Genomic DNA, 22564 nt, shown 5'->3' with positions numbered 1-22564 from the left:
TTTGTCAGATAGATCCAAAAATTCCTTTTCTGTCGATATTTGAAATATTGCGGCTTCAAAATGCACCAAAATTGCAAAACCTGGACATAAGGTCTTTTGTCTTTACCTTTCTTTTTGAAAAAAGCTTCTAGGCATTTTTCAATAAATTTGCCTATGATATCGCTCATCCAGAGTGAGGAAAGCAATATGTGCGAGGTTTTTGCCGGGCAGGATCCCATCCGTTACACATCCACAACGCGCCGTTTACGCTTGAATGGACAAAGCACCAGCATTCGGTTGGAAAATGCGTTTTGGGATATTCTGGATCAGATAGCCAGGGCAGATCAGGTCTCCACTCCTGTCTTCATTTCCAAACTGCATTCCGAAGTTCTGGAAACTCGTGGCGAACCGGTCAATTTTACTTCTCTTTTGCGTACGGCTTGCCTGGTTTTCGTTGCGCAATCTGGTGCCACTATGCCTCATGATGAGACCATGAGTGTGGCTGCCGAATAGGGTGAATTCAGAAAAACCCCTATGTAGTAAACCCCTACTACCTGTCATCCCATCAAGTAATGCATGCTGAATTGGTAAATTATCAAAACCAATTCAGGAGGCTCGTTTGGCTAAAGCCATTCACAGCATGATCCGTGTTCTCGATGAGAAAAGATCTGTCGATTTTTATCGACGGGCATTTGGGCTTGGCATTTCTGATCGGCTTGATTTCTCCGACTTCACGCTCATTTATCTGAGTAATCCAGAAACGAATTTTGAAGTTGAACTGACCGTCAACAAGAGGCGCACCGAGCCCTACGTGCTGGGCGACGGATATGGCCATCTGGCTGTTTCTGTTGAGGATCTGGATGCTGAGCATGCTCGTTTTGAAGCGGAAGGGTTATCCCCGCGCAAGCTGGTGGAGTTTGCCCCGGACGGAGAGCTCGTTGGGCGCTTTTTCTTCGTAGCAGATCCCGATGGCTATCAGATTGAGGTACTAGAGCGCTCCGGGCGATTTGAATGACAATGACGGTACTCGCTTTTACGGGTGCCACCTACTTGGGAAGGGAGGAGACCATGACCAAGTCCGAAATGCGGGGACTCACCCGCCGACAACTCCTGGCGCGCGTAAGTGCTGTCGGGGCATCTTTTCTGATCGGCTCCGGTTTCATCGCCGGGACCGGTGCAGCCTGGGCCTATGAGACCAATCATCTCAAATCGGAGGATTTCGCCACGTTGGTGCAGATGGCCCGTGATATCTACCCCCATGATCGTATTCCTGATGAGCATTATGTCAGTGCCGTCAAGGGATATGACAGCAGCGAGGCTGCGGCAGATATCGCAACAGGGATTACTAAGCTGAATGAAGCCGCAAAGAAAAAAGGCTTTGTGTCTTATCTGGATATGGGATGGGAGCGAGACCGTGTCGACATCCTGCGCAGTATGGAAGACAGCTCCTTTTTTCAGAAGATGCGCGGTGGTCTCGTCACTGGGCTTTATAACCAAAAGGCTGTTTGGCCGATTTTCGGCTATGAGGGCGAGAGCTTCTCCAAGGGCGGTTATGTCGACCGCGGCTTTGACGATATCAACTGGCTTTAGGACCGAAGGGGAGGACGAGGACCATGGCAGCACCTTTTGACATGAACGACGATAGTGTCGTTGTCATTATCGGAACAGGCGCCGGTGGCGGCGTGCTTGCAAATGAATTGGCCAAGAAAGGCGTCAGTGTTGTGGCGTTGGAGGCCGGCGGGCGGTATTTGCCCGAAGATTACATCAATGATGAATGGGAGAGTTTTGGTCAGTTGGCTTGGACCGATCCACGCACCACATCGGGGGATTGGCGTGTGGCGAAGGATTTCAGCGGACTGCCTGCATGGATCGTCAAGGCGGTTGGTGGTACCACTACTCATTGGGCCGGGGCATCCTTGCGGTTTCAAGATCATGAATGGAAGGCTGCAACCACCTATGGCAAGGTAGAAGGAGCCAATCTTCTGGACTGGCCGATTGAAGCTGAAGAAATGGCTCCCTGGTATGACAAGGCAGAGAAGAAGTTGGGCGTGACCCGCACCAATGGCTGGCCGGGTTTGCCGGGAAACAACAATTACAAGGTGTTTGAGGCCGGTGCCAAGGCATTGGGCTACAAGGAGGTCAGCACTGGGCGCATGGCCATCATGTCTCATGAGAATGGTGATCGGACCATGTGTCAGCAGACCGGTTTCTGTTTTCAGGGCTGTAAATGGGGCGCCAAATGGTCGGCCGCCTATACCGATATTCCGGAAGGCGAAGCGACCGGCAATCTGGAAGTGCGCGAGCGGGCCCATGTGGCACGGATTCTACATAATGAAGCTGGCAAGGTGAGCGGTGTCGAATATTATGATGCTGATGGCAAGCTTCAGATGCAGAAGGCGCGTGTGGTATGCTTGGCAGGCAACTCATTCGAGAGCCCGCGTCTTCTGCTGAATTCAGCCTCATCCATGTTCCCTGATGGGTTGGCCAATTCTTCCGGGCAGGTGGGGCGCAATTATATGCGCCATATGACCGGCTCGGTTTATGCGACCTTTGACAAGCCCGTTCGTATGTGGAGGGGAACCACCATGGCAGGCATCATTCAGGATGAAGCCAAACACGATCCGTCCCGTGGCTTTGTTGGCGGCTATGAGATGGAAACCCTCAGTCTTGGCATTCCCTTCATGGCGGCCTTTCTGGATCCCGGGGCATGGGGCCGTGAATTCACCACAGCTTTGGATTCATACGAGAATATGGCTGGCATGTGGCTTGTCGGGGAAGATATGCCACAAGAGACGAACAGGGTGACGCTGAATATGGATGTGAAGGATCAGCATGGATTGCCGGTTGCCAATGTGCATTTTGATGATCATCCAAATGATATCGCAATGCGTCAGCACGCCTATAAGCAAGGCATGGCAGTATATGAAGCGGTGGGGGCTACCCGTGTTTTCCCGACGCCGCCTTATCCGTCCACGCATAATCTCGGCACCAATCGTATGTCCGAGAAACCCGAAGATGGTGTGGTGAACAAATGGGGTCAGAGCCACGAAATAACCAATCTGTTCATCTCGGACGGGTCGCAGTTCACCACCGGTGCTGCGGTGAACCCGACATTGACCATTGTTGCCTTGGCGATCCGTCAGGCCGATTATCTTGCGGATGAATTGTCGAAAGGCAATCTCTGACCGGGCTGGTGCTTTCAGTTGGCAGTTGCTGAAAGCACCTTCTCGCAATGACCTTGCAATTCAGTCATTACCAAGAGCATTTGTGGGTGAATACAGAACAGCTGACTGTATTGGACAACATTCTTTTCATACGGTCAGCTTTTTGATTTTTTCAGGTTGGTAATTTGGGGGAGTGGTCCGCCGCTGGCCAGAAAGACTCCGATTGAAATGGTGATGATACCGAGCCAATCAACGGGTTTGGAAAATTCACCAAGGATGGGGATAGCCAAAAGGGCCGCCATGGCAGGGACCAGTGCCCCGAATGCAGCACCGCTGGATGCTCCCAGGATTGATACGGCTTTGCCAAACAGAAAAAGCGATACCACTGTCGTAAATACGCCTTGATAGATCGATTGGATGATCAGGTCTGATAGGGGTGCATCAAGCAATTTGGTCCCTGCAATAGCAAAATAAACCGGTAGATATCCGATCATTGAGCCAACGGAAACAAGAGCAGTCGCATGGAGCGGGGAAAGCTTTGCCCATTTCAGGATTATTGTGAAAACTGCCCAAAGAAAAGATGCGCAAAGGAAAATAGCATGACCGAAGGATCGATTGAGTTCGGCGGACATGAGTGACGAACCAGCAATGGCGATCACGCCAGTCAAAATCATTAGAAGGCCGAGCTTGCGATTGGGAGAGAATTTTTCGGAAAGAAAAAAGCTAGACAATAATGCAACGAATAGAGGCATGACACCAGGGACCAAAGCACCGGCATCGGCGGCGGGGGCGAATTCCAACCCACTTGCTGCGATGATTGCATATGGGGCTCCGGCACCGGAAATCAATAGTAAAAGTCTTGCCAGACCGAGTTGATCCAGCGCGAAGCCGTGTCTCATGATAACCGGCGAAAGCAGCAACCCAGCAACGCCAAAACGCAGTGCTGCTATATCCCAGGAATCCAGATTGGTGGTGACACCAAGACGTGTGATTGCCATCCATCCTGCCCAAATGGAAACAGCGGCTACACCATAAACTGCACCACGAAGGTAGGGGGTTGTATTGTCAGCTGTTTCAGGCCTCAAGTCTTTCATTGATCCAAGCTCCTACTGATTTTTTTGAAGGAATATCTTAATAGGAGACATGAGCCAAATGATTAGATATCATATATTGCATGAGCATAAATAATATCAATATCACCATGTTGCGTGTGCTGGATGCACTTGCTCATGAGAAAAGCTACACAAAGGTGGCCGAAGGATTGGGGCTTACCCAGTCTGGTGTCAGTCATGCGATGCGCGCCTGGGAGGAGTTGCTGGGCGGGCCACTTGTCTGGCGCTCTGGCCGTGAAGCGGGAATGACAGCTTTGGGCAAGAGGGCTCAGATCGAAGTGCGTGCGGCATTGGATCATCTGGAAGCATTGTCTGCTCTGAGTGTAGAGCCCGAAATTTCCGGCCATGTGACAATTGCGTCTGTTACCAGTGCTGCCGTTGGAATTTTGCCAAAGGTACTGGCAAAACTGCAAAAGTGGTATCCCAAAATTACGGTGGAGCTCATCGAGGGTTCTGACGAAGAATGCGCCACGTTGCTGGACAACAAAGTTGTAGATATTGCCATTTCCATGGGCAGATTGGGAGCCGATGCAACGCTGCTCAGGCATTTGGAACTTGGGGTTGTCTGTCCCAAAAATCATTCACTATCGAAACAGAGCAGCATTGATGTTCTTGATCTTGAAAATCATCCATTGCTGATGTCGGCGTCTGGTTGTGAGGAGGCCATCAATGACTATGCAGATCAGGCAGATGTAAAGCTGAATGTTTTTTTAAAGATAAGGGATACGCGTGCTTTGCTTGAAGCCGTCAAATCGGAACTGGGTATGACCATCTTGCCAAAATTGACGGTCTCCGAGCTGGGAGATGGATTGGTCTATAAGGATCTCAAAAGCCCTCTGATACGTGAATTGCAAATATGTTCTGTGGCTTCTCCCTCTCTGGCAACCCAGACCCTTTATGCGGAAATCATGGCCTGATTGAATGTTTGAACGAAGATGATAACGATGCCTGCTGGGACTGATGCATCGAGCTCCAAATATGGTCTAGTCAAAATTATGACAGAGAGCGGCGGTCCCGACCCGCAAGCCCATTCAGGCTCCGACAGATTAGCAGTCTGCGCCAGCACCCCGGCTGGTTCACTCTCTATTGGTGGAGTAGGCTGGAATTGAACCAGCACAGCTATAAGCGTCGGATTTACAGTCCGGTGGGCTCCCCAGTGCCCAGCTACTCCATTGGCGGAAGACAGAGGTCTTGATCCCCAGACCCGTTCGGGCCCCAGCCGCTTTCCAAGCGGTGCCGGACACCTGCCCGGTTCATCTTCCTTCTCAATGACCCGGGCAACAAAAAACCCGGTAAGCATCTGCTTCCGGGTCAAAAACATAACGATGTGCCTATCGCTTACCGCACACGCAAATGCCTTCGACCGCGAAGCGCGGACGCATATGAACTTGCTGAATAATAGGTTGCGATAGACATCGAATATTTCCTTTTTCTGAGGCTTGAATCGATACGCAAATGCAAAAAAATTGTCAACTCAAGGTTTGTTTTAATTTTTCTATCAACTTAAAATATCAATGAATTCAATAAGATATTCATGGGATAAATTTTCTCAAAATGGGACGAGAGCGAAGACGTCCTGGTTCATTCTCAAGCAAAGGGATCGAAGCAATCATAGTTTCGAAGGCCGGTGGCCTTGCCGTTTTCGAAGTCGAAAATGGCGACGCAATGGGCCTGTAAGTTCTGGTCTTTGGTCAGTGGAGGGAAGTCAATTTCCATGGTGCCACGCCAGATCATTTCCAGCATGACGCAGTCTCCATCTGCCAGTTCGCGGGTGATCTCGTACCTTTGCTCACGCAAGATGCCGCGGGCCTTTTCGATATCGGTTTTGAGCTTTGGCAGGTCGCGCTCTTCGCCATTCGGTTTGAACAGGTTTGGCCATTCGATCTGCTTCACATCCGAACTGAAGAAGGCATCAAGGACAGAGCCATCCATGCGTTCTACAGCCGTGACGAAACTCTTGGCAGCGATGAGGTTGGTTTGGGCTTGATCGGGCATGGATATCTCCACTAGAATGATGTTCTAGTATCATCATTAGAACGATGTTCTAGTTGTGTCAAGTGTGAGGGTTTCATGTCCGATCGTCGCCAATCCATCCTGGATGCCGCCCTGTCTGTTTTTGTTGAGAAGGGATATTCCTCTGCCACGATTGCGGATATCCGTCGTGCTTCCGGGGCAACGACAGGCAGCATTTATCATTTCTTTGGTGGCAAGCCTGACATCGCCGTGGAGATCTGGAAGACGGCCAATACGGAATGGGAAAAGATCGCCATTTCCAAGCGATCGAGCGAGACACCCAAGGAGATGATCCAGACGGTCGTGCTGGGCCTTGCTGAATGGGCTTTGCAAGACCGAGCGCTTTTTCTGTTTTACGAAGAGATGCGCATTCGGGCGCTCACGGATCCCGAGCTTGTCGAGATCCTAACCGTATCGAAACAGGGTTTTGAAGAGGCAGAAGTCGTCTATCAATCTTGGGTGAAAATGGGAGCGGTTCGGGATATGCCATGGCCATTGGCCTCGGCGCTGATCGTTGGGCCGACCTATGACTATTTGCGAAAATGTGGCGGTCTTGAGAGGCCTGAAGTGAATGCCATCCATCTTGCTGAAAGCGCATGGGACATCGTGCGACAGTCATGAATTGTAGGGTAGGCTAAGCTAGGCTCAAGACCCATTAATTTGCATTGATTGGCGATTTGTGATTCAGAGTGGCAAAGGAGTTTGCCATGCCTGATTTGTTTCTTCTGTCAGTCGATCCGATGTCGAAAATTGAACCCTTCTTTCCCAAGTCACACGGAATAGCCCGGGTCGATGACCGTCGTGTCATTTCCGGCATCATCTACGTTTTGAAGAACGGCCTTCAATGGAAGGATTCTCCCCAGGCTTATGGCCCTCACAAGACGCTCTACAATCGCTTCCGGCGTTGGACTGAACTTGGTGTTTTTGATCTTATTTTCAGTCATTTATCGGCTGAGGATGGACCGCCTGACACACTCATGATCGATGCAACCCATTTGAAAGCCCACCGCACCGCGTCGAGCTTGGTAAAAGGGGGATTCTTCCCCGCCACATCGGCCGCACAAAAGGTGGATTGAACACCAAATTGCACGCTGTGTGCGATGGTGAGGGGCGACCGGTTGCGATGTGCCTGACCGCAGGACAGATCTCGGATCATATCGGGGCTAAGATCCTGTATCCGGTTCTGCCAGAAGGCAATTGTGCGACGATGATAGCTGACAAGGGCTATGACTCTGATGAATACCGCTCCGCTCTTAGTGCTAAGGGAATCGCTTCATGCATTCCGCCGCGCAAGGGACGAAAAGACCCTGCTTCATTTTGTAAAATACAATACAAACAACGACATAAAATCGAGAACATGTTCGGGCGTCTCAAGGATTGGCGCCGCATAGCCACGCGTTACGACCGCCGGGCCGACATATTCATGGCTGCAATTACAATTGCAGCTATCGTCATATGGTGGATTTAATGAGTCCTGAGCCTAAGCCTTGATCGGGTAACGATCAGCCTCTTCAAACACATCAATCACCCGGGCTCCGGCCTTGATCTGTGCGCCATGCTCAACGCCGGCTGGAATGGAATAGCTGTCGCCTGCGCGGTAGATTTTTGTCTCGCTTCCGATGGTCAGCTCAATCTCACCTGCCACGACCGTGCCCCATTGCGCACCATGCGAATGCATGGGCAATTCCATGTCTTTGAGGAAGGTGAAAAAGGCAACCAATCCGGCCTCGGACTGCACCACTGAGGTTTGCACCACATCTTCAGGAAAGGGAACATCAATGGCGGGAAAGGCTTTGATGAAATCTGGATAGGACATGAAACACTTACCTTTTATGGATTTGGCCATCTATGGATATGAAGGCGTTATTCTTGAAACAAGGTCTAAATGTTCGTGCACTATAGCAGATCCAGCAGTCCTCAGCGCCTTATAATGCAGACCAGGCAATCCATGCACCCCAGATGAGAAGCACTGTGCCAGAGGCAAGATCCAGCCAGCGGGTGGTCTGGGGTGTGATACGAGAGCGGGCGAGGGATGCTGCAGTGACTAGAATGAGCCACCATAAGGCTGATCCTGCAAAGACCCCGAAAACCAGAATATAGGCAGCATAGGCGTGCGAGGCAGCCGCGCTACCCAGACCTGCGACCAGCGCGACGAAAGCCAGAATGGTCATGGGGTTGGAAATGGTCAGTGCAAAGGTTGTGGCAAAGGCCGAGACGATGCTGCCTGCTTCCTTGGCGTCGGCTGGCTTTGTGTCTGATTTGGCTTTGAAAAATGCGCGAACGGACAAGAGGCCAAGACAGGCAATCAGCAAGCCCCCAAAGAGCTGCATCGGCTGGGCATAGCTGATCATCAGGCCGGTCGCCGCAAAGCCAGCCGCCACCATGAAACCATAGATCCCGTCAGCCGTTGCTGCGCCAAGCCCCGAAGCAAGGCCGCTTGCTCGTCCTTCTTTCAGGGTGCGTCTGATGCAGAGCAGGCCAATTGGGCCAACGGGGGCTGCAACGGCAAAGCCGACGCCGATGCCTTTCAGCAAAATCTCAATCACACCAATCTCTATTCATCTGCTTTTGTCACCAGCATTTCCGCACTTTCCTTATGGGTCTTGAGGGCGAAAATGCTTTCGGTGCCTTGCACCGCTTTGAGGGGTTTGACCACTTTGGTCAGGAAAGCCTGTACCGCATTCATGTCGCGAACCCGCAGTTTCATCAGATAGGAGTGGGAGCCGGAAATATGATGCAGTTCCATGACCTCTGGCCGCTCACACAAGATGTCTACGGCTTCTTCTTCGCCGTCATACTTCATGTCGATCAGCACAAAGCAGGCAAGACCCGCGCCAACGCGCTCGGGATCCAGCTCCGCATGCCAGCCGCGGATGGTATCGTTGCTTGCCAGACGACGCAGGCGATCATTGGCCGTGGACGTTGGCACGCCAGCAGCTTCTGCGATTGCGGTGCTCGACGCCCGACCGTCGCGCTGCACAGCGTCACAAATCAAGAGATCGACCTTATCCATTTTCTACTCCATCCGGCCTGAGATGGTGATTTTGTATCAATTCCGAATTATTGAGTCAATATCGGACAAAAATCGATATTTTTTACTTTTGTTGCTGTTTGAGCGGAAATCGTTTGGAATGTCGGATGCGCTCTGGTCTTTGGAATATTCACATCTCGCTGAACCAGAGACAGAAAAGGGGGAGAGGAATTTGTAACCAACTGTGTCAGATCTTGCCTCTGATACAGTGGGCGACATTGTTGGGTGATGCGGACAACTCTCTGCGACAGAGGTCAGGCATCTTGGTTTCCATCCTTCAAGACTATCCAAGGGCGGGAGTCCATCATGGCATCCTCAAAGTCATCTCAATCCTCATTCAGACGCTTTCTTTTCTGGTCACATTTGATAACAGGTGTGGCCGTTGGAATTGTCATTTTCATTCTTGCTCTGACCGGCGCTCTACTGACCTATGAGGCGCAGATTAAGGAGATGTTCGAGCCAAGGATTGAGGCCAGTGGTGGGCAGATGGAAATGCTGTCGGCTGATGAACTGGTTGCCATCGCTGCACCGGCCTTTCCGGGGCGTAGCACCAGTCTGTCTTATGTTAGTGATCCCTCCAAACCAGTGGAAGTGAGGGCAGGACGGCGTGATGTGAAATTGCTCGATCCCTATAGTGGCGCTTTCATTGAGGCTCCAGCCAATCCCGCTCAACAATTCTTTCATTTTGTCGAAGATGTGCATCGCAGTTTGAGCGTCGGCTTTGATAGCTGGGGGGCGGACACGGTCAAGGCAGCCAATCTGGCCTTTTTGTTCCTGATTGTTTCTGGTGCTTACCTGTGGCTCCCACGCAAGTGGAAATGGCCTTTCCTGAAGCAAAGAATGGTGCTGGCCAAGATGCCGACCGCCAAAGCGCGTGACTTCAATTGGCATCATGTCTTTTCATTCTGGGTTATGATCCCGCTTCTGGCAGTAGTGGGGACCGGTGTGGTCTTCTCCTATGACTGGGCCAGCAAGGTGACGTATAATTCGCTTGGTCTGGAAGCGCCGGTGCATGGCAAACGGCCTCAACCTCCTCGCAAGAGCGAGGGTAAATCGGCCACGCAGACCGGCCAGTTGGTTTCCTATCAATCCATTCTTGAAACAGCACAGACAAGCCAAAGTGGCTGGACAAGCATCTCCGTCACGATCCCAAGCAATCCCAATGCCAAGAGCGTGAATGTGCTGGTGGACCGGGGCAATGGAAAACAGGCATCAAAAGAAACAAGACTTGTTTTCAGCCGGGAGAGTGGTGAGGTGGTAAAAACCCAAGACCCTGAAGCTCTGACCGCATCAACGCAATCTTTGCGCCGCTATATTCGTTTTCTTCATACCGGCGAAGTTTATGGAATTATCGGTCAAACGCTGGCAGGGCTGGCTTCTCTGGCGTCCCTCCTTCTGGTCTGGACAGGCTTTGCCCTCGCTTGGCGACGTTTGATCTCGCCACTTTTCCGGCCAAAAGCCAAGCCAACCATAACGCCAATGGCAAGTTAGTTTCCCAACCAACTGCCAAAGCAGTGCCCGCCATTCTGGACCGAGTGGCGGGCTTTTTTGTTCTGAAAGTGGTTCCCTTGCCTCTCGACTTTGGCTCCCTTGGCCCCGCTGATATCGGTGGCGTCACACACTAACTGGGTTTGTTCTCATTCATGCCCCCAAAAAAATCCTTGCAAGCAGGATGATCTCCATTTATGTAACGTTATAACATTACATATTTTTGTGGGGACCAACCATGTCAGATGCGCGCTTGCCGGTAACGGTTTTGTCCGGCTTTCTAGGGGTCGGAAAGACCACTTTGCTCAATAATGTTCTGAACAATCGCGAAGGGCTTCGGGTGGCTGTCATCGTCAATGACATGTCTGAAGTCAATATCGATGCGGATCTGGTTCGGGCCGGTGGGGCGGAACTGAGCCAGACCGATGAGACGCTGGTTGAAATGTCCAATGGCTGTATCTGTTGCACCTTGCGCGATGATTTGCTGCAGGAAGTGCGTCGGCTGGCAGATGAGAAGAAGTTCGATTATCTGCTGATTGAATCCACGGGCATTGCCGAGCCTTTGCCTGTTGCGGCAACCTTTGAATTTCGTGACGAAGAAGGGCAGAGTTTGTCCGATATTGCGCGCCTTGATACGATGGTCACGGTGGTGGATGCGGTCAATCTGCTGAAAGATTATTCCAGCCATGATTTCCTCAGTGATCGGGGTGAGATTTCGGGTGAGGGGGATGACCGGACCTTGGTGCATCTGCTCACCGATCAGATCGAATTTGCCGATATCGTCATTCTGAACAAGGTTGGCTCGGCTCGGCCTGATCAAGTGGATGCCGCGCGCAAGATCATTCGCAGCCTCAATGCCGATGCCAAAATCATCGAGACCGACTATTCCGATGTGGCGGCACGCGATGTGTTGAATACCGGGATGTTCGATTTTGAAAAGGCCCATGAGCATCCGCATTGGGCAAAAGAGCTCTATGGTTTTGCCGATCATGTGCCGGAAACGGATGAATATGACGTGCAGTCCTTTGTCTATCGCGCACGGCGTCCCTTTGATCCGGTCAAGATCAACGCGCTGTTGAACGGGGCTTTGCCTGGTGTCATTCGCTCCAAGGGGCATTTCTGGTTGGCGACGCGTCCGGATTGGGTGCTGGAATTCTCGTTGGCCGGGGCGCTCTCCAATGTCAGCCCCTTGGGGAAATGGTGGGCCTCCACTCCCAAGAGCCGTTGGCCAGACAATCCGCATGTCACCGATTATGTGAGCCGCCTTTGGGAAGATCCGTTTGGAGACCGTCGGCAGGAAATTGTCTTCATTGGCACGGGCATTGATTGGCCAGGTCTCAAAAGCCGATTGGATGCCTGTTTGATCGAAGAAGACAAAGGCGATGATCTGGCTGCCTTTGCCGCCATGGATGACCCATTCCCTGTATGGAAAATGAGAGAGCAAAGCGCATGACCCAGCTAGCGGAAGTTCAAGTCCTCACTGCTCAGGATGTCATGACTGGATGCGATGCTGAGGTGCTTTATTCGATTGGCCAGCCGGGCATCGCCGCAACCATTTGGGATAGGCGATTGGATCCTGCCTTGCAGGATTGGGTCAGTGGTCTGTCGTCGGATCGATTGCCGGAAGTGTGCGAAGAAGTCGCCATTGAAGGGGTGCATTCGCTTGTACTTAACGAATGTGAAGAGAAGAAGATCTCTGCCTGCGAAGGCAGAGAGGCTTTTCTTGATGATGTTGCCCAGATGGCCAAACTGTTTGGGAAGGTCATGAAGGTCGAGCGGGTCAAAATCCGTCTGGATGTGGCCGATGAGGTGATGTGCCCGCGCTTTCATCTGGACAATGTCGCGGCTCGTCTCCTCTGTACCTATCGGGGGCAGGGTACGCTCTATGTGGTTGATGCCTTGAGAGAGCGGCCAGATTGCTACAATCAGGTGGCTTTGGGCAGCGTTGGATTGTTCCGGGGCAAGCAATGGCCATCAGATGAGCAATGCATGCTTGTTCATCGCTCGCCGGAAGTGCCGAAAGGAACCGGACCAAGACTGCTTCTGGTGTTTGACCCGATTGGCTGATTGCATTCAATATATAGCGGCAAACCCGGCATTGAGATTACGCTCATATACCCCTTATGATGTGCGTGGCTATATTTGCGAGGCGCGAGTCATATGAGTTTTGAGCTATTGGTTCTTTTTGGCATTGGCGGGTTGATGCTTACGGCCATTTTGCACTCAATCGGTGGCGAAGCTTATCTGCTGCGGCCGCTTTTCAAAAAACGTGGCAACCGGGTGCTGGAAAGTGCATTATCGCGTTTGGTCTTGCGCTCTGCATGGCATGTGACATCGATGACATGGCTTGTTCTAGCCATCATCCTCTATGCCTATGCGTTCAAGCCTGACGATCTGGGAGCCGTCATTCTGCTGTCCATAGGATCTTGCTTTGCAGGGATCGGACTGTTCGATCTGATAGCCACCCGTGGTCGCCATGCTGGTTGGCCTTTTTTGTTGCTGACAGGGCTGGCCGTCCTGTCAGCCTATTTTTATCGCTAGCTCGGTCTTCCTTGCCCTATGTATAGCAAGCGGCGTGGACTGCATCTTCGAAGTTTGGATAATCCATGCCGCCAATCGGGTTGCCCCATTTTGGTGGCTCGATGGCGCGATAGTTGGGGCCGGAGCTGCGGAAATAGCTATAGATGAAGTATTTTTTGCCGTCTGAGCAGCGAATGGCGATGATGTTGGCTTTCTCTACATTCTTGGCGGCAGGTTGATGCATGCCGCCAATCACGATGAAGTCCAGCTGAGCCAGGGCAGGAGATATGAGAAGAGCAATGCTCAATAGGGCGGTCGCGATTGTTTTCATGAAAATCTCCATTTGATCAGGTTCTGATGGTGTAGTGAAAGAATATTGGCGGTCCGTCTTGTTTTATCGTTGAGGCCATTTCCAGGGTGGAATTTCGATGTCGGGGACGATGGTTTCGCCTTCTTCCTTCTGAAGTCCGAGGCTGGTGGCTCCCTGTTTGGTGAGGCTTTCCGTCAGAGAGCTTGCGTGAGAGACGATGATGACCTGGCTGGCCCTTGATGCATTGGCGATCATTTGAGCCAATGGTTCCAAAAGACTGGGATGCAGACTGCTCTCTGGTTCGTTCAGTATCATCAGAGATGGGGGCCGAGGCGTATGAAGTGCTGCAGCCAGCAGGACATATCGGAGTGTTCCATCTGACAATTCGGATGCCGTCAGAGGTCGTGAAAGACCCTGCTGCTGCATGGCAATGGAAAAGAAACCATCGCGAATATCAACCAATATTTGCGAACCGGGAAAAGCGTCTTCAATGGCTCTGTCAAATGCCGGGCCATCACCGATTTCCCGAATGGTTTGAATTGCTGCGGCCAAATCAGACCCATCAGACGACAATGCAATGGTCCGTGTTCCGATGCGCGGATGCCTTGCCGGTGCATCCTGGTCAATTCGAAAATGATCATAAAAGCGCCAGGCCCGCATACGGTCTCGCAACAGCAAAAGCTCCATTGCGTTGGTCGGATCGGCAGCTCTCATCATCATGCTCTCAAAGGGAGCCATATCACTGATTGTTGTTCTCAGTCTGCCGTCTTCACCCTGAACCATGACGCTTGAACCAGCGCGGCTTGCTATGGTGTTACGACGTGAAAGATATTCTCCAACCCAGACTGCTTCCGCCTTTATGACCGGGTCGTGGCCAAACATTGTTCTGTCCGGAATGGGAAGGCCCAGATCAATTGCATATCCGTAATCGTCAGAAGCAAATCCGAGCCTGAGAGATACGGGGGAGTCGCCGACATTGCCTTGTATGGGAGAGACACCCCTGCGCATTGTAGAGGAGTAATTGCTTTTTCCGGCCCACATGGTGGAGCGAAGCCCGCCTTCGGCTGCAAGAGATGCGATGCATCGACCTTGAGAGACCTCTGCCAGAAGGCGCAGGTTACGGTATAAGCTGGATTTTCCTGTTCCATTTGCTCCAGTGACGACGGTCAGGTTTTCCAATGGAAGGATTAGGCTGCGAAGAGAGCGATAGCCAGAAACAGCCAGTGTTATGATTGACAAGGTTTCTTTCTTTCTCTGACGGCGGGATCAGGTTTTTGCAGTAGATCTATGACTTTCAGTTAGCATTCCTGAACCAGATTTCAGACCAATTTTTGTCAATGTCTTCAAACTTCAGGCCTCTATCCTGATTTGCCATATCTCCGCTTGTTAATTCCCCGGATGCCGTCTCGTGGGTGCTTGCTATCCTGTTGCGGTCAGATCTAACGGATGTGGCTATAGGCTTTGGTGAAACCATAGAGCGGGAAGAGGGTGGCCACATAGGGCTTGCCGTTGCGATAGATATAGACGCTGACAAATCGGCCGCGCATGAAGCTGCGGGCAATGGCGGGCTCTGACGGGATGAAAAGAACGGACTCTTTCAGGGCTGCTCTTCCCTTATAGACTATATCCTTGCGAAACTTCCCATCGCCTTTATTGGTCAGGACAATCAGTTTCACGCTGTAATTGCCCGTATCATGGAAGGGCATTTCCATGAAATCAATGCGAAAGTCCTTGACGAACATGCCAAGCCCGACGCCGGTATAGTCTTCTGGATGAAAGGGCTGTTGAATGGACCCCACTTCTTCGCTGGGCTTGCCCATATAGCACCAGGCCTGATGGCATTTGCGATTGGGGTCATAAACACTGAAGCCAGGCTCATAATCTTCCGCGCTGAGTTGATGCGGATGGATCATCAGGAACAATACCGCGATTGCAGTTAATAGTCTGGCCATGCTGTCGCCTCCCAAGGCTGGCACTCGGCATATCCGCCGCATGATGCTCAGGATAGGAGCAGCCAAGCTCCTGAGATATAGCTACAAATGTAGCAAGAGCCAAGCGAAGTCTTTGATAGAGAAGAGAAAGTGAATTTATGGATTGATCAAGCAGCGCTCTGTCAGCGCGCCAGATGGGGCGTAGTCAAACAAGGCGCGTTTGTTGTCTTGCTGCTTCAACTGGAACCAATCCAGAGACTGCGCCTTGAAACGTACAACGCCAAAGACCTTTTGTCCTTCTGCCTCGCTTACGCTGTTTGGCGCAGGAACATCTTCTGGTGTGCCCAAGGCTTTCTCGTCTCCCGGAGGGCCACCCATATAGGTGGTGCGTGTCCAATAGGAGAGGGCGTCCCATGCGGAGTTTGCCAGCTCTGTGCCATGGCCGAACAATTCCACTTCGCCTTGCAGGCGCAGCTGGATGCGTGTGACTGGGCAATAGCCAAGCACGCTAGCGTTCGGGTTGGCAGTCAATTCCTGCCATTTTGGGCTGCGGATGTCAGTATGAAATTCCAGAAGGCGGGCGTCAGTATCCACCTCTCGCAGCACCACGGTGCGGGCCTGTGGTCGTGATTTTCCGTCCACCGAGCAAAGGGTCAGATAGCGAAAGGCCGCTTGCGGATCGCGGCTACTCTCTGACAATTGCGTCCAGGCGCTTTGTTCGATCTGGGTCAGGAAAAGATCGCTCATTGTGATTTACGCCCGATAGCTGGAATAGTGATTTTCGAAATGTTTGCGCATGGCGCTCAGACCATCTTCGAAGACCTTATCGCGGCCAAAGCCGATGCGGAAATGATCTTTTGGTATTTCTCCCAGATCTGAGCCATAGATCGAACTTGGCAGTAGCAGAACGCCGCTTTCTTCCAGCAAGGTACGGCAGAAGGCTTCACCGCCTTCCGGTCCGGTAAAGCGCGGGAAGGCAACGCAACCACCCAGAGGGCGGGTCCAATCGATCAGACCGGGGAAGTCAGCAAAGAGCTGTTCCAATGCTGTGATGTTTCGCTGCAACAGGCCATGATTGCGTCCAAGGATCTGCTCGCGGGCTTTCAGGGCGATCAGCGCCAGATGTTCGGATGGGGCGGAATTGCAGATGGAGAGATAATGTTTGTAGCGCTCGATCTGTTCCAGAAAGGCTTTGTCCTGGCTGGCAATCCAGCCAATGCGCAAGCCGGGCAGGCCATAGGCCTTTGACATCACATTCAGCGAGATGCCCTTTTCGTAGATGTCGGCAATCTGCGGCAGGCGGTCATTGGGGTCCAGTTCCACACCGCGATAGACTTCATCGCTGAGGATCCAGATATCATGCTCCCGGCAGATCTCGACCAAAGGTTCCAGATCGGCTTTGGGGATCAGCATGCCCGTAGGATTGTGCGGAAAGTTCAGCGATAACAGCTTGGTATTGGGGCGAATGGCATCGCGCAAGGCGTCCAGATCAATTGCCCAACCGCCTTTCATATTGCCTTGTCGCATGGGCAGGCCCGTGACTTCACAGACAGACAGCGGCACGGTCTCGGCGCTTTGATAATTGGGTGTCGGGACGATGGCATGATCGTCTTTGGTCAGCAGCGTCTTTGCGACCATATAAAGGCCTTCGCCAGCCCCTGCGAGACAGAGGATATTGTCATCGCTCATGCTCTCATAGGTGCTGGCAATCTCGGCGCGCAGCTCGGGCAGGCCCCAGGTCTGGGTATAGCCAAGCCAAAGATTTTTATAGGCCTCACGGTCTTGCGGGCTTGCCATGGCCAGCAGATCCGGCACGGCGAGACTTTCCATATCGGAAGCGGTCATGTGATGTTTGGCCTTGAATTCCCACTCGGAGAAAAAGACTTCCAAACCAAAATTGCGCATGGGCCGGGGAGCAGTCATGACAGCCTCCTATTTGCTTTGTTTGATGAGAGTATAGAGCGTGGCACGGGAGACACCCAAAGCCTCGGCCACATAATCGACAGCGCCACGGGCGGTGAAAATATCGGCGCTGATCAGCCGCTCGACGATGATTTCGCGCTCTGGTTTTTTCAGCTGATTGAAGGAGAGTTTCAGCTCCTTCAGCGTGGCGGCGATGATGGCATTGGTGACCTCGCGCCAGTCGTTGCGCAGCAGTTCCGATGTGGGCGCAGCTTCGATTTGCGTAAAAGCGGCCAGAATATCGCGGGCCATTTCCATCGCTTCAACGCGCATATTGATGCAGAAAAGCGCCGCTGGATTTCCCTGCTCATCGCGTATGAGAGCAGAGACTGAGCGCAGCCTTGCGCCATCGGAATTGGACTTCATATAGGGGCCGATGGTGTCATCGTCTTTAAGCTCAGATTGGAAATCGCCAAGTTCGCTGAGGCTGTCATCGCCTGCCTCGCGAGGGGAGAAGCTGTTTTCAATCAGGGCAATCCGACTTGTGACGAGGTCATGCAGCACCACTTCCACCTGTCCGGGCATCAGGCGGACAATGGCGCGGCAGATGGGAGCGAGGAGCATGATCTGGGACATCAAACGAATCCTGTACAATAATTCCAAAATTAGAATTATTGTATAATTTTAGTTTCGTCAAGTGTGCCTAATCTCTGGGTCATTGCCATTTTCTTCACTCCCGGTCTTGAGCTTCCAGTGACTGGAGGCTTTAGGCTGGGCCTGTTCATTCATTGATCAAAGGAGGATCTATATGAGACCACAGGGACCAATTGCCCTGCTTGTTGTTCTGCTCTCCGCGCTGATTGGGGGATTGCCTGCCATGGCGTCCAACCATGAAAAGGGCGAAGGTGAAGTGCTTGTGACTGTCACAGTGCCGGATCTCACCATGCCAGAGCAAATCGGCAAGGCTTTGTTTGAGGAGAATTGCGCCTCATGCCATGGCAAGAATGCCGCCGGGCAGAAGGATGTGGCACCGCCACTGATCCATATAATCTATGAGCCAAGCCATCATGGCGATATCTCGTTCCTGCTTGCCGCCAAACAAGGCGTGAGGGCGCATCACTGGCCATTTGGCAATATGCCACCGGTGCCAGAGGTGTCGGATGCGGAAGTGAAACGCATCACCCAATATATCCGTGCCGTGCAACGAGCGAACGGAATTTTCTAGCCTATGAAATTCTTTGTCTCAAAGTTCAGGACCGTTGGATTTGTGCTGATTTCCCTTGGCATGATCTCGCTCGCCCTGGCTGGAGGCAATCTCAATCATCTGCATAATCCCGATCCAATGCCCGTCGCATCTGCCATGTCTCATGGTGAGATGATGCAAGATGCCAGCGGCTTCATGGATTGTCTGGATTGTGAGCATTCGGCAGAAGAGCGCTCTCTTCATTGTGGCATGCAAATGCCGACCTTACTGCCGGAGCTGCCTGTTTTTTCGGACCTGCAACGGGATGACTATGCCCCTGACGCGCCCCATAATCTGGACGCGCTGATTGCAGTGCCCGACACCCCACCTCCTCGATTCCTGTGACTGAATTCCAAAGATAAATTCAACTCTCAGGACTAAATGATGAAACGTTCATTTTCCCAGACTGGCTTTGCGGCCTTGGGTCTGATCGCGCTTGCAGGGGCGGTTGTCTCTGCTGTCTATTTCTCCAAGCCAGACAAAGCCGGGGCTTTGTTCCAGCCCGACAATGCAAGCATTGTGGCGCAAGGCAAGGAAATCTATGCCGCCAATTGCGCCTCTTGCCATGGTGACAATCTGGAAGGTCAGCCCAATTGGCGCTCGCCAGATGCTGATGGCTATCTGCCTGCACCGCCCCATGACAAAAGCGGCCATACCTGGCACCACCCCGATGAGGCTTTGTTCGGCCTGACCAAGCTGGGCGTGGTCAAATATGCCAATCTGAAAGATCACAAATCCAATATGCCTGCCTATGAGGACATATTGTCGGATGACGAGATCATCGCCGTTCTTTCCTACATCAAGAGCACCTGGCCCAAGGATATTCGCGAGATGCACGACCAGCGAAATGCCATTGCAGCGCAGAGGAAAAAGGGATGAACAGACGACAATTCTTGGGCGGCACTGCTGCAATCGGAGCAGGGCTTGCGGGGCTTTATGCCTGGAACCGGGTTGATAATTTCGCCTATGCCAATATCGGCAAGATGCCACGGCTGACTATGCCGAAACTGCTGGACGCGACAGAGAGCCGAACGGCCAAACTGGTGGCGCAAAAGGGTAGCAGCGTCTTCAAAGAGCAGGCGGCCAATGCCACCTTTGGCTTCAATCAGCCCTATCTTGGGCCGACTTTGCGGGTCAGCAAAGGTGACTTCAATCCAATCATTGAGAACCAGATTCCGACGCCCATCAGCGTGCATTGGCATGGGTTGCTCATTCCCGGTGCGCATGATGGCGGGCCGCATTTGCCCATTGCCAAGGGGGAAGAATGGGCCCCAAAGATGCAGGTGGATCAGCCACCGGCGACACTGTGGTATCACACCCATATTCATGAGCGCACGGGCCATGATGTGCATAAGGGGCTTGCAGGCATCTTGCAGATCAGTGATGGCCGCGATGATGAACGTGGCCTGCCCAGCGATTATGGCGTGGATGATCTGACGCTGGTGCTGCAAGACCGGCGTATGGATGATCAGGGCTTTGTCTCCTATCAGCCTGCCATGCCCGACTATATGCATGGCTTTACCGGCAATGCGATGCTGGTCAATGGCCAATATGGGTCGGTGGCGGTGGCGCCGAAGAGCATAGTCCGGCTGCGCCTGATCAATGGCTCCAATGCCCGCATTTATGCGCTGCATTTTGAAGATGAGCGCGCTTTTCAACTGATTGCGACAGACAGTGGCTATCTGGAAAATCCGCTGATGATGACCAAGTTGCCGCTATCGCCGGGGGAGCGGGCGGAAATCTTGGTCGATTTCTCCTCGGGCAAGCCAGCCTTGCTGAAAAGCGATGCTGACCCGAACCAAGGGCCCGGCGGCATGATGGGCAACATGATGGGGCGTATGCGGGGAATGGTTGATGCTGTCTTTGATCGCAGCATCGATATTCTGCCCTTCGTGGTGGATGAGCGTGTAAGACCACGCATCACCAAATTTGCCGACAAACTGGATGCTCCGGCCTTCAATTTGCGTCGGGGAGATGTGGTAAAGACCCGCACCTTCATCATGGATCTGATGGGAGGAACGGAAGGTTTTTCTATCAACAATCAGCGCTTTGATATGGGCCGGATCGATGTGGACGTTGCCCTTGGCTCCACCGAGATCTGGCGTGTGGGCAGCCATATGCTGGCCCATCCCTTCCATGTTCACGGCGCGGTCTTTCAGGTTCTGTCCGAGGGGCAAAGCCTGCCAAGACCTCATAATCTGGGCTTCAAGGATACGGTGCTGGTGGGCGACGAAGTGGAGCTTCTTATTCGCTTTGACCATCCGGCCAGCAAAGAGCACCCCTTCATGTATCACTGCCATATTCTGGAACATGAAGATGCTGGCATGATGGGTCAGTTCACTGTGAGCTAACAACGAGGTGCGAATAAAACCGCCTTGCCATGGCTGAGGCGGTTTGTCGTTCTTTCTCAGTATTGTCGACTCGTGTAAAGGTGGTGCTGAAGAATATTTCTAATAAAAAGAGCTTTGAGGCACTGGCTTATGAGTGATCCGTGGAAAGAGGACAAACTGGGTTATCAAGAGATTGGTGAAACCTTCACGAAACTAATCCAGTCGATGAATTCCTCCAAAGTAATTTCGATTGAGGCGGGATTTGGTAGGGGGAAGACCTTCTTCCGTACGGCTTGGGCAGAGCATTTGCGTCAGTTAGGTGAAGTGGTTGCTGAGTTGGACGTCTTGAAGTCTGATCATTCAGGTGATCCGGTGGTGACGCTCTTGGGTGCTCTGGTTGAAATTCTTCCAAAAGAAGATCCTGAGAAACTGCAAGAAGTTATGTCCGCTACGAAAAAACTCTTGGCAGTCGGTGGGCGAGTGGCACTTAAAGCTGTTTTGAAAAGTGGTGCGGACGAACTTATTGATGCGGCGACTGACAAAGCGCAAGACGCTTTGGACGAGTTTGATGCATTGGACAATGTTATCAAAGACCTTGGTGATGGCATGTCTAATGCAGCAGGCGCTCTGATATCTGCGCAATTGGCAGCGGAGAATGTACGAAAAAAGGAACTACCGCAGCAGTTGGAGGTACTTCATTCCGCATTGATCGAGGAAGCCGAGAATGAGCGAGTTGTTGTGATCGTTGATGAATTGGATCGATGCCATCCTGACTATGCAATTTCCTTCCTTGAAGCAATGAATTTGATTTTTCGAGACTCGCCTTTTGTTTTCTGTCTTATGGTCAATGCAGATTATTTGGAAGCATTGGCAAAACATCGCTTTGGTGATGCTCAGAATGATGAGAAATATCTCGATAAATTTGTCGATATTCGTCTTGGATTGGGTCCAAAGGAGGATGCCTTTAAAAATGCAGTATATTCAATGGCAACGGGCTTGCCGTTGGCTATTCCATTTGGAGAGGACAAAGAGTTCTCAGTGGAGCGAGCAGCTGAGCTTGCTGGAGAACTTGCCGTACATACTGGCCTATCAATGAGGAAAGTAAAACGCATTTTGCTAAAGGTAGAAGTGGCGTTGCGCTGCCATGCGGATCGCCCATTGGATGCTCCCCTTCTTGTTTTTCTCGCGTTTAGCGATGTTGTAGGAGATGGGATCCATATGGGGTTTCTACCTCGGAGCTTTCTGACACCGGAGGAAGGAAGAAAATTGCTAAATAGAGGTGATGTTTCTCAGGAAAATCCGTCTTTTCAGTTGGCCCTATTGGCAGAAGACCTCACTAGAATTCTTCGAGATAATGGGCCAGAACTCGCTGAGTTACCGAATGATCGATATAAACTGCCTGATGGTTACGAAAATGATGACTGGGCAAAGGTTTTCGTTTTCTTATCTCCCCATTACATCCCAACACATCGAGCGGTGCTGGATGCGGTGGCTACAGTCCTTGTCCCTGAAAAAGAAGACATGAATGAAATGGCATAAGG

General features: G+C 51.9%; 27 protein-coding genes and 1 tRNA gene. 16 read left to right on the top strand and 12 right to left on the bottom strand.

The features are described from left to right. Positions 1 to 186: 186 nt before the first annotated feature. The 4 genes from CRO57_RS10705 (at position 187) to CRO57_RS10690 (ending at position 3164) form a co-directional block, all read left to right on the top strand. Positions 187 to 492, top strand: a complete 306-nt coding sequence (locus tag CRO57_RS10705; RefSeq protein WP_097153452.1) for a ribbon-helix-helix domain-containing protein — start codon at positions 187 to 189, stop codon at positions 490 to 492. 106 nt (positions 493 to 598) lie between these two features. After that, positions 599 to 994: a VOC family protein gene (locus tag CRO57_RS10700; RefSeq protein ID WP_097153451.1), complete on the top strand. Its 396-nt coding sequence runs from the start codon at positions 599 to 601 to the stop codon at positions 992 to 994. Positions 995 to 1047: 53 nt separating this feature from the next. After that, the gene (locus tag CRO57_RS10695) at positions 1048 to 1569 is read left to right on the top strand and encodes a Twin-arginine translocation pathway signal (protein WP_097153450.1); all 522 of its coding nucleotides are present in this window, start codon (positions 1048 to 1050) and stop codon (positions 1567 to 1569) included. A 23-nt stretch (positions 1570 to 1592) separates the two neighbouring features. Further along, on the top strand, positions 1593 to 3164 hold the full coding sequence (locus CRO57_RS10690; RefSeq protein ID WP_097153449.1) for a GMC family oxidoreductase: 1572 nt from the start codon (positions 1593 to 1595) through the stop codon (positions 3162 to 3164). Positions 3165 to 3298: 134 nt separating this feature from the next. Here the strand turns inward: CRO57_RS10690 and CRO57_RS10685 are convergent, their stop codons facing one another. Next, complete coding sequence (locus CRO57_RS10685) at positions 3299 to 4237, bottom strand: DMT family transporter (protein WP_097153448.1); 939 nt, start codon at positions 4235 to 4237, stop codon at positions 3299 to 3301. 80 nt (positions 4238 to 4317) lie between these two features. Between CRO57_RS10685 and CRO57_RS10680 the strand changes: the two genes are divergently transcribed. Then, positions 4318 to 5172 (top strand): LysR family transcriptional regulator, encoded by an 855-nt coding sequence (locus CRO57_RS10680; protein WP_097153447.1) that lies wholly within the window; start codon positions 4318 to 4320, stop codon positions 5170 to 5172. 170 nt (positions 5173 to 5342) lie between these two features. Here CRO57_RS10680 and CRO57_RS10675 read toward each other — a convergent pair. Continuing rightward, positions 5343 to 5426: transfer RNA gene (locus CRO57_RS10675), tRNA-Tyr, on the bottom strand. A gap of 416 nt (positions 5427 to 5842) precedes the next feature. Beyond that, positions 5843 to 6250, bottom strand: coding sequence for a nuclear transport factor 2 family protein (locus CRO57_RS10670; protein ID WP_097153446.1), 408 nt, complete (start codon positions 6248 to 6250; stop codon positions 5843 to 5845). Positions 6251 to 6325: 75 nt separating this feature from the next. Here CRO57_RS10670 and CRO57_RS10665 point away from each other — a divergent pair, with 75 nt between their 5' ends. Together CRO57_RS10665 and CRO57_RS10660 are read left to right on the top strand one after the other, a co-directional pair. Continuing rightward, a complete protein-coding gene (locus CRO57_RS10665; protein ID WP_097153445.1) occupies positions 6326 to 6889 on the top strand; it encodes a TetR/AcrR family transcriptional regulator in 564 nt (187 codons plus the stop codon). An 86-nt stretch (positions 6890 to 6975) separates the two neighbouring features. Next, positions 6976 to 7736 (top strand): IS5 family transposase gene (locus tag CRO57_RS10660; protein ID WP_097153444.1). Its coding sequence is split into 2 segments (ribosomal slippage): positions 6976 to 7294 and positions 7294 to 7736, totalling 762 coding nucleotides; the frame shifts between segments, so codons are not numbered across the junction. 12 nt (positions 7737 to 7748) lie between these two features. On the opposite strand, the gene CRO57_RS10655 is transcribed toward CRO57_RS10660, so the two are convergent. The 3 genes from CRO57_RS10655 to CRO57_RS10645 all read right to left on the bottom strand — a co-directional run bounded on the left by CRO57_RS10655 (position 7749) and on the right by CRO57_RS10645 (position 9281). Beyond that, complete coding sequence (locus CRO57_RS10655; RefSeq protein ID WP_097154029.1) at positions 7749 to 8084, bottom strand: cupin domain-containing protein; 336 nt, start codon at positions 8082 to 8084, stop codon at positions 7749 to 7751. 109 nt (positions 8085 to 8193) lie between these two features. Beyond that, positions 8194 to 8814, bottom strand: a complete 621-nt coding sequence (locus CRO57_RS10650; protein ID WP_170956049.1) for a LysE family translocator — start codon at positions 8812 to 8814, stop codon at positions 8194 to 8196. Positions 8815 to 8822: 8 nt separating this feature from the next. Beyond that, the gene (locus CRO57_RS10645; protein ID WP_097153442.1) at positions 8823 to 9281 is read right to left on the bottom strand and encodes an Lrp/AsnC family transcriptional regulator; all 459 of its coding nucleotides are present in this window, start codon (positions 9279 to 9281) and stop codon (positions 8823 to 8825) included. Between the two features lie 324 nt (positions 9282 to 9605). Here CRO57_RS10645 and CRO57_RS10640 point away from each other — a divergent pair, with 324 nt between their 5' ends. The 4 genes from CRO57_RS10640 to CRO57_RS10625 all read left to right on the top strand — a co-directional run bounded on the left by CRO57_RS10640 (position 9606) and on the right by CRO57_RS10625 (position 13328). Beyond that, the gene (locus CRO57_RS10640) at positions 9606 to 10790 is read left to right on the top strand and encodes a PepSY-associated TM helix domain-containing protein (RefSeq protein ID WP_170956048.1); all 1185 of its coding nucleotides are present in this window, start codon (positions 9606 to 9608) and stop codon (positions 10788 to 10790) included. Between the two features lie 235 nt (positions 10791 to 11025). Then, complete coding sequence (locus CRO57_RS10635; RefSeq protein WP_097153440.1) at positions 11026 to 12240, top strand: GTP-binding protein; 1215 nt, start codon at positions 11026 to 11028, stop codon at positions 12238 to 12240. Then, a complete protein-coding gene (locus CRO57_RS10630) occupies positions 12237 to 12854 on the top strand; it encodes a DUF1826 domain-containing protein (RefSeq protein ID WP_170956047.1) in 618 nt (205 codons plus the stop codon). Before CRO57_RS10635 ends, CRO57_RS10630 begins: the two co-directional genes overlap by 4 nt. Before the next feature lie 93 nt (positions 12855 to 12947). Continuing rightward, entirely contained in the window at positions 12948 to 13328 is a 381-nt protein-coding gene (locus CRO57_RS10625) for a hypothetical protein (protein WP_097153438.1), read from the top strand. Between the two features lie 16 nt (positions 13329 to 13344). On the opposite strand, the gene CRO57_RS10620 is transcribed toward CRO57_RS10625, so the two are convergent. The 6 genes from CRO57_RS10620 to CRO57_RS10595 form a co-directional block, all read right to left on the bottom strand. Next, positions 13345 to 13638, bottom strand: a complete 294-nt coding sequence (locus CRO57_RS10620; RefSeq protein ID WP_141401219.1) for a hypothetical protein — start codon at positions 13636 to 13638, stop codon at positions 13345 to 13347. A gap of 63 nt (positions 13639 to 13701) precedes the next feature. Next, complete coding sequence (locus CRO57_RS10615; protein ID WP_244580071.1) at positions 13702 to 14856, bottom strand: AAA family ATPase; 1155 nt, start codon at positions 14854 to 14856, stop codon at positions 13702 to 13704. A 200-nt stretch (positions 14857 to 15056) separates the two neighbouring features. After that, positions 15057 to 15569 (bottom strand): hypothetical protein, encoded by a 513-nt coding sequence (locus CRO57_RS10610; RefSeq protein WP_097153436.1) that lies wholly within the window; start codon positions 15567 to 15569, stop codon positions 15057 to 15059. A 135-nt stretch (positions 15570 to 15704) separates the two neighbouring features. Next, complete coding sequence (locus tag CRO57_RS10605) at positions 15705 to 16295, bottom strand: pyridoxamine 5'-phosphate oxidase family protein (protein ID WP_097153435.1); 591 nt, start codon at positions 16293 to 16295, stop codon at positions 15705 to 15707. A gap of 6 nt (positions 16296 to 16301) precedes the next feature. Continuing rightward, positions 16302 to 17471: an aminotransferase class I/II-fold pyridoxal phosphate-dependent enzyme gene (locus CRO57_RS10600; RefSeq protein ID WP_244580070.1), complete on the bottom strand. Its 1170-nt coding sequence runs from the start codon at positions 17469 to 17471 to the stop codon at positions 16302 to 16304. 9 nt (positions 17472 to 17480) lie between these two features. Continuing rightward, the gene (locus CRO57_RS10595; protein WP_097153434.1) at positions 17481 to 18086 is read right to left on the bottom strand and encodes a helix-turn-helix transcriptional regulator; all 606 of its coding nucleotides are present in this window, start codon (positions 18084 to 18086) and stop codon (positions 17481 to 17483) included. Between the two features lie 172 nt (positions 18087 to 18258). On the opposite strand from CRO57_RS10595, the gene CRO57_RS10590 reads away from it, so the two are divergent. The 5 genes from CRO57_RS10590 (at position 18259) to CRO57_RS10570 (ending at position 22562) form a co-directional block, all read left to right on the top strand. Then, on the top strand, positions 18259 to 18675 hold the full coding sequence (locus tag CRO57_RS10590; RefSeq protein ID WP_097153433.1) for a c-type cytochrome: 417 nt from the start codon (positions 18259 to 18261) through the stop codon (positions 18673 to 18675). Positions 18676 to 18717: 42 nt separating this feature from the next. Beyond that, positions 18718 to 19038: a hypothetical protein gene (locus CRO57_RS10585; protein ID WP_170956046.1), complete on the top strand. Its 321-nt coding sequence runs from the start codon at positions 18718 to 18720 to the stop codon at positions 19036 to 19038. A gap of 39 nt (positions 19039 to 19077) precedes the next feature. Beyond that, the gene (locus CRO57_RS10580; RefSeq protein ID WP_097154026.1) at positions 19078 to 19572 is read left to right on the top strand and encodes a c-type cytochrome; all 495 of its coding nucleotides are present in this window, start codon (positions 19078 to 19080) and stop codon (positions 19570 to 19572) included. Further along, positions 19569 to 21044 (top strand): multicopper oxidase domain-containing protein, encoded by a 1476-nt coding sequence (locus tag CRO57_RS10575; RefSeq protein WP_141401218.1) that lies wholly within the window; start codon positions 19569 to 19571, stop codon positions 21042 to 21044. Before CRO57_RS10580 ends, CRO57_RS10575 begins: the two co-directional genes overlap by 4 nt. 129 nt (positions 21045 to 21173) lie before the next feature. Next, on the top strand, positions 21174 to 22562 hold the full coding sequence (locus tag CRO57_RS10570) for a KAP family P-loop NTPase fold protein (protein WP_097153431.1): 1389 nt from the start codon (positions 21174 to 21176) through the stop codon (positions 22560 to 22562). The last annotated feature ends 2 nt before the right edge of the window (positions 22563 to 22564 follow it).

It is taken from the genome of Cohaesibacter gelatinilyticus (assembly GCF_900215605.1).
GTDB classification, from domain to species: domain Bacteria; phylum Pseudomonadota; class Alphaproteobacteria; order Rhizobiales; family Cohaesibacteraceae; genus Cohaesibacter; species Cohaesibacter gelatinilyticus.
The sequence above is the reverse complement of the archived record's forward strand: the minus strand, read 5'-3'. Positions and strand labels throughout refer to the sequence as shown.

Bases quoted from the DNA above. Each gene is read 5' to 3' on its own strand.
- CRO57_RS10705 (WP_097153452.1), top strand. From the start codon at position 187: ATGTGCGAGGTTTTTGCCGGGCAGGATCCCATCCGTTACACATCCACA.
- CRO57_RS10695 (WP_097153450.1), top strand. From the start codon at position 1,048: ATGACCAAGTCCGAAATGCGGGGACTCACCCGCCGACAACTCCTGGCG.
- CRO57_RS10690 (WP_097153449.1), top strand. From the start codon at position 1,593: ATGGCAGCACCTTTTGACATGAACGACGATAGTGTCGTTGTCATTATC.
- CRO57_RS10685 (WP_097153448.1), bottom strand. From the start codon at position 4,237: ATGAAAGACTTGAGGCCTGAAACAGCTGACAATACAACCCCCTACCTT.
- CRO57_RS10680 (WP_097153447.1), top strand. From the start codon at position 4,318: ATGAGCATAAATAATATCAATATCACCATGTTGCGTGTGCTGGATGCA.
- CRO57_RS10670 (WP_097153446.1), bottom strand. From the start codon at position 6,250: ATGCCCGATCAAGCCCAAACCAACCTCATCGCTGCCAAGAGTTTCGTC.
- CRO57_RS10665 (WP_097153445.1), top strand. From the start codon at position 6,326: ATGTCCGATCGTCGCCAATCCATCCTGGATGCCGCCCTGTCTGTTTTT.
- CRO57_RS10655 (WP_097154029.1), bottom strand. From the start codon at position 8,084: ATGTCCTATCCAGATTTCATCAAAGCCTTTCCCGCCATTGATGTTCCC.
- CRO57_RS10645 (WP_097153442.1), bottom strand. From the start codon at position 9,281: ATGGATAAGGTCGATCTCTTGATTTGTGACGCTGTGCAGCGCGACGGT.
- CRO57_RS10640 (WP_170956048.1), top strand. From the start codon at position 9,606: ATGGCATCCTCAAAGTCATCTCAATCCTCATTCAGACGCTTTCTTTTC.
- CRO57_RS10635 (WP_097153440.1), top strand. From the start codon at position 11,026: ATGTCAGATGCGCGCTTGCCGGTAACGGTTTTGTCCGGCTTTCTAGGG.
- CRO57_RS10630 (WP_170956047.1), top strand. From the start codon at position 12,237: ATGACCCAGCTAGCGGAAGTTCAAGTCCTCACTGCTCAGGATGTCATG.
- CRO57_RS10625 (WP_097153438.1), top strand. From the start codon at position 12,948: ATGAGTTTTGAGCTATTGGTTCTTTTTGGCATTGGCGGGTTGATGCTT.
- CRO57_RS10620 (WP_141401219.1), bottom strand. From the start codon at position 13,638: ATGAAAACAATCGCGACCGCCCTATTGAGCATTGCTCTTCTCATATCT.
- CRO57_RS10610 (WP_097153436.1), bottom strand. From the start codon at position 15,569: ATGGCCAGACTATTAACTGCAATCGCGGTATTGTTCCTGATGATCCAT.
- CRO57_RS10605 (WP_097153435.1), bottom strand. From the start codon at position 16,295: ATGAGCGATCTTTTCCTGACCCAGATCGAACAAAGCGCCTGGACGCAA.
- CRO57_RS10600 (WP_244580070.1), bottom strand. From the start codon at position 17,471: ATGACTGCTCCCCGGCCCATGCGCAATTTTGGTTTGGAAGTCTTTTTC.
- CRO57_RS10595 (WP_097153434.1), bottom strand. From the start codon at position 18,086: ATGTCCCAGATCATGCTCCTCGCTCCCATCTGCCGCGCCATTGTCCGC.
- CRO57_RS10590 (WP_097153433.1), top strand. From the start codon at position 18,259: ATGAGACCACAGGGACCAATTGCCCTGCTTGTTGTTCTGCTCTCCGCG.
- CRO57_RS10580 (WP_097154026.1), top strand. From the start codon at position 19,078: ATGAAACGTTCATTTTCCCAGACTGGCTTTGCGGCCTTGGGTCTGATC.
- CRO57_RS10575 (WP_141401218.1), top strand. From the start codon at position 19,569: ATGAACAGACGACAATTCTTGGGCGGCACTGCTGCAATCGGAGCAGGG.
- CRO57_RS10570 (WP_097153431.1), top strand. From the start codon at position 21,174: ATGAGTGATCCGTGGAAAGAGGACAAACTGGGTTATCAAGAGATTGGT.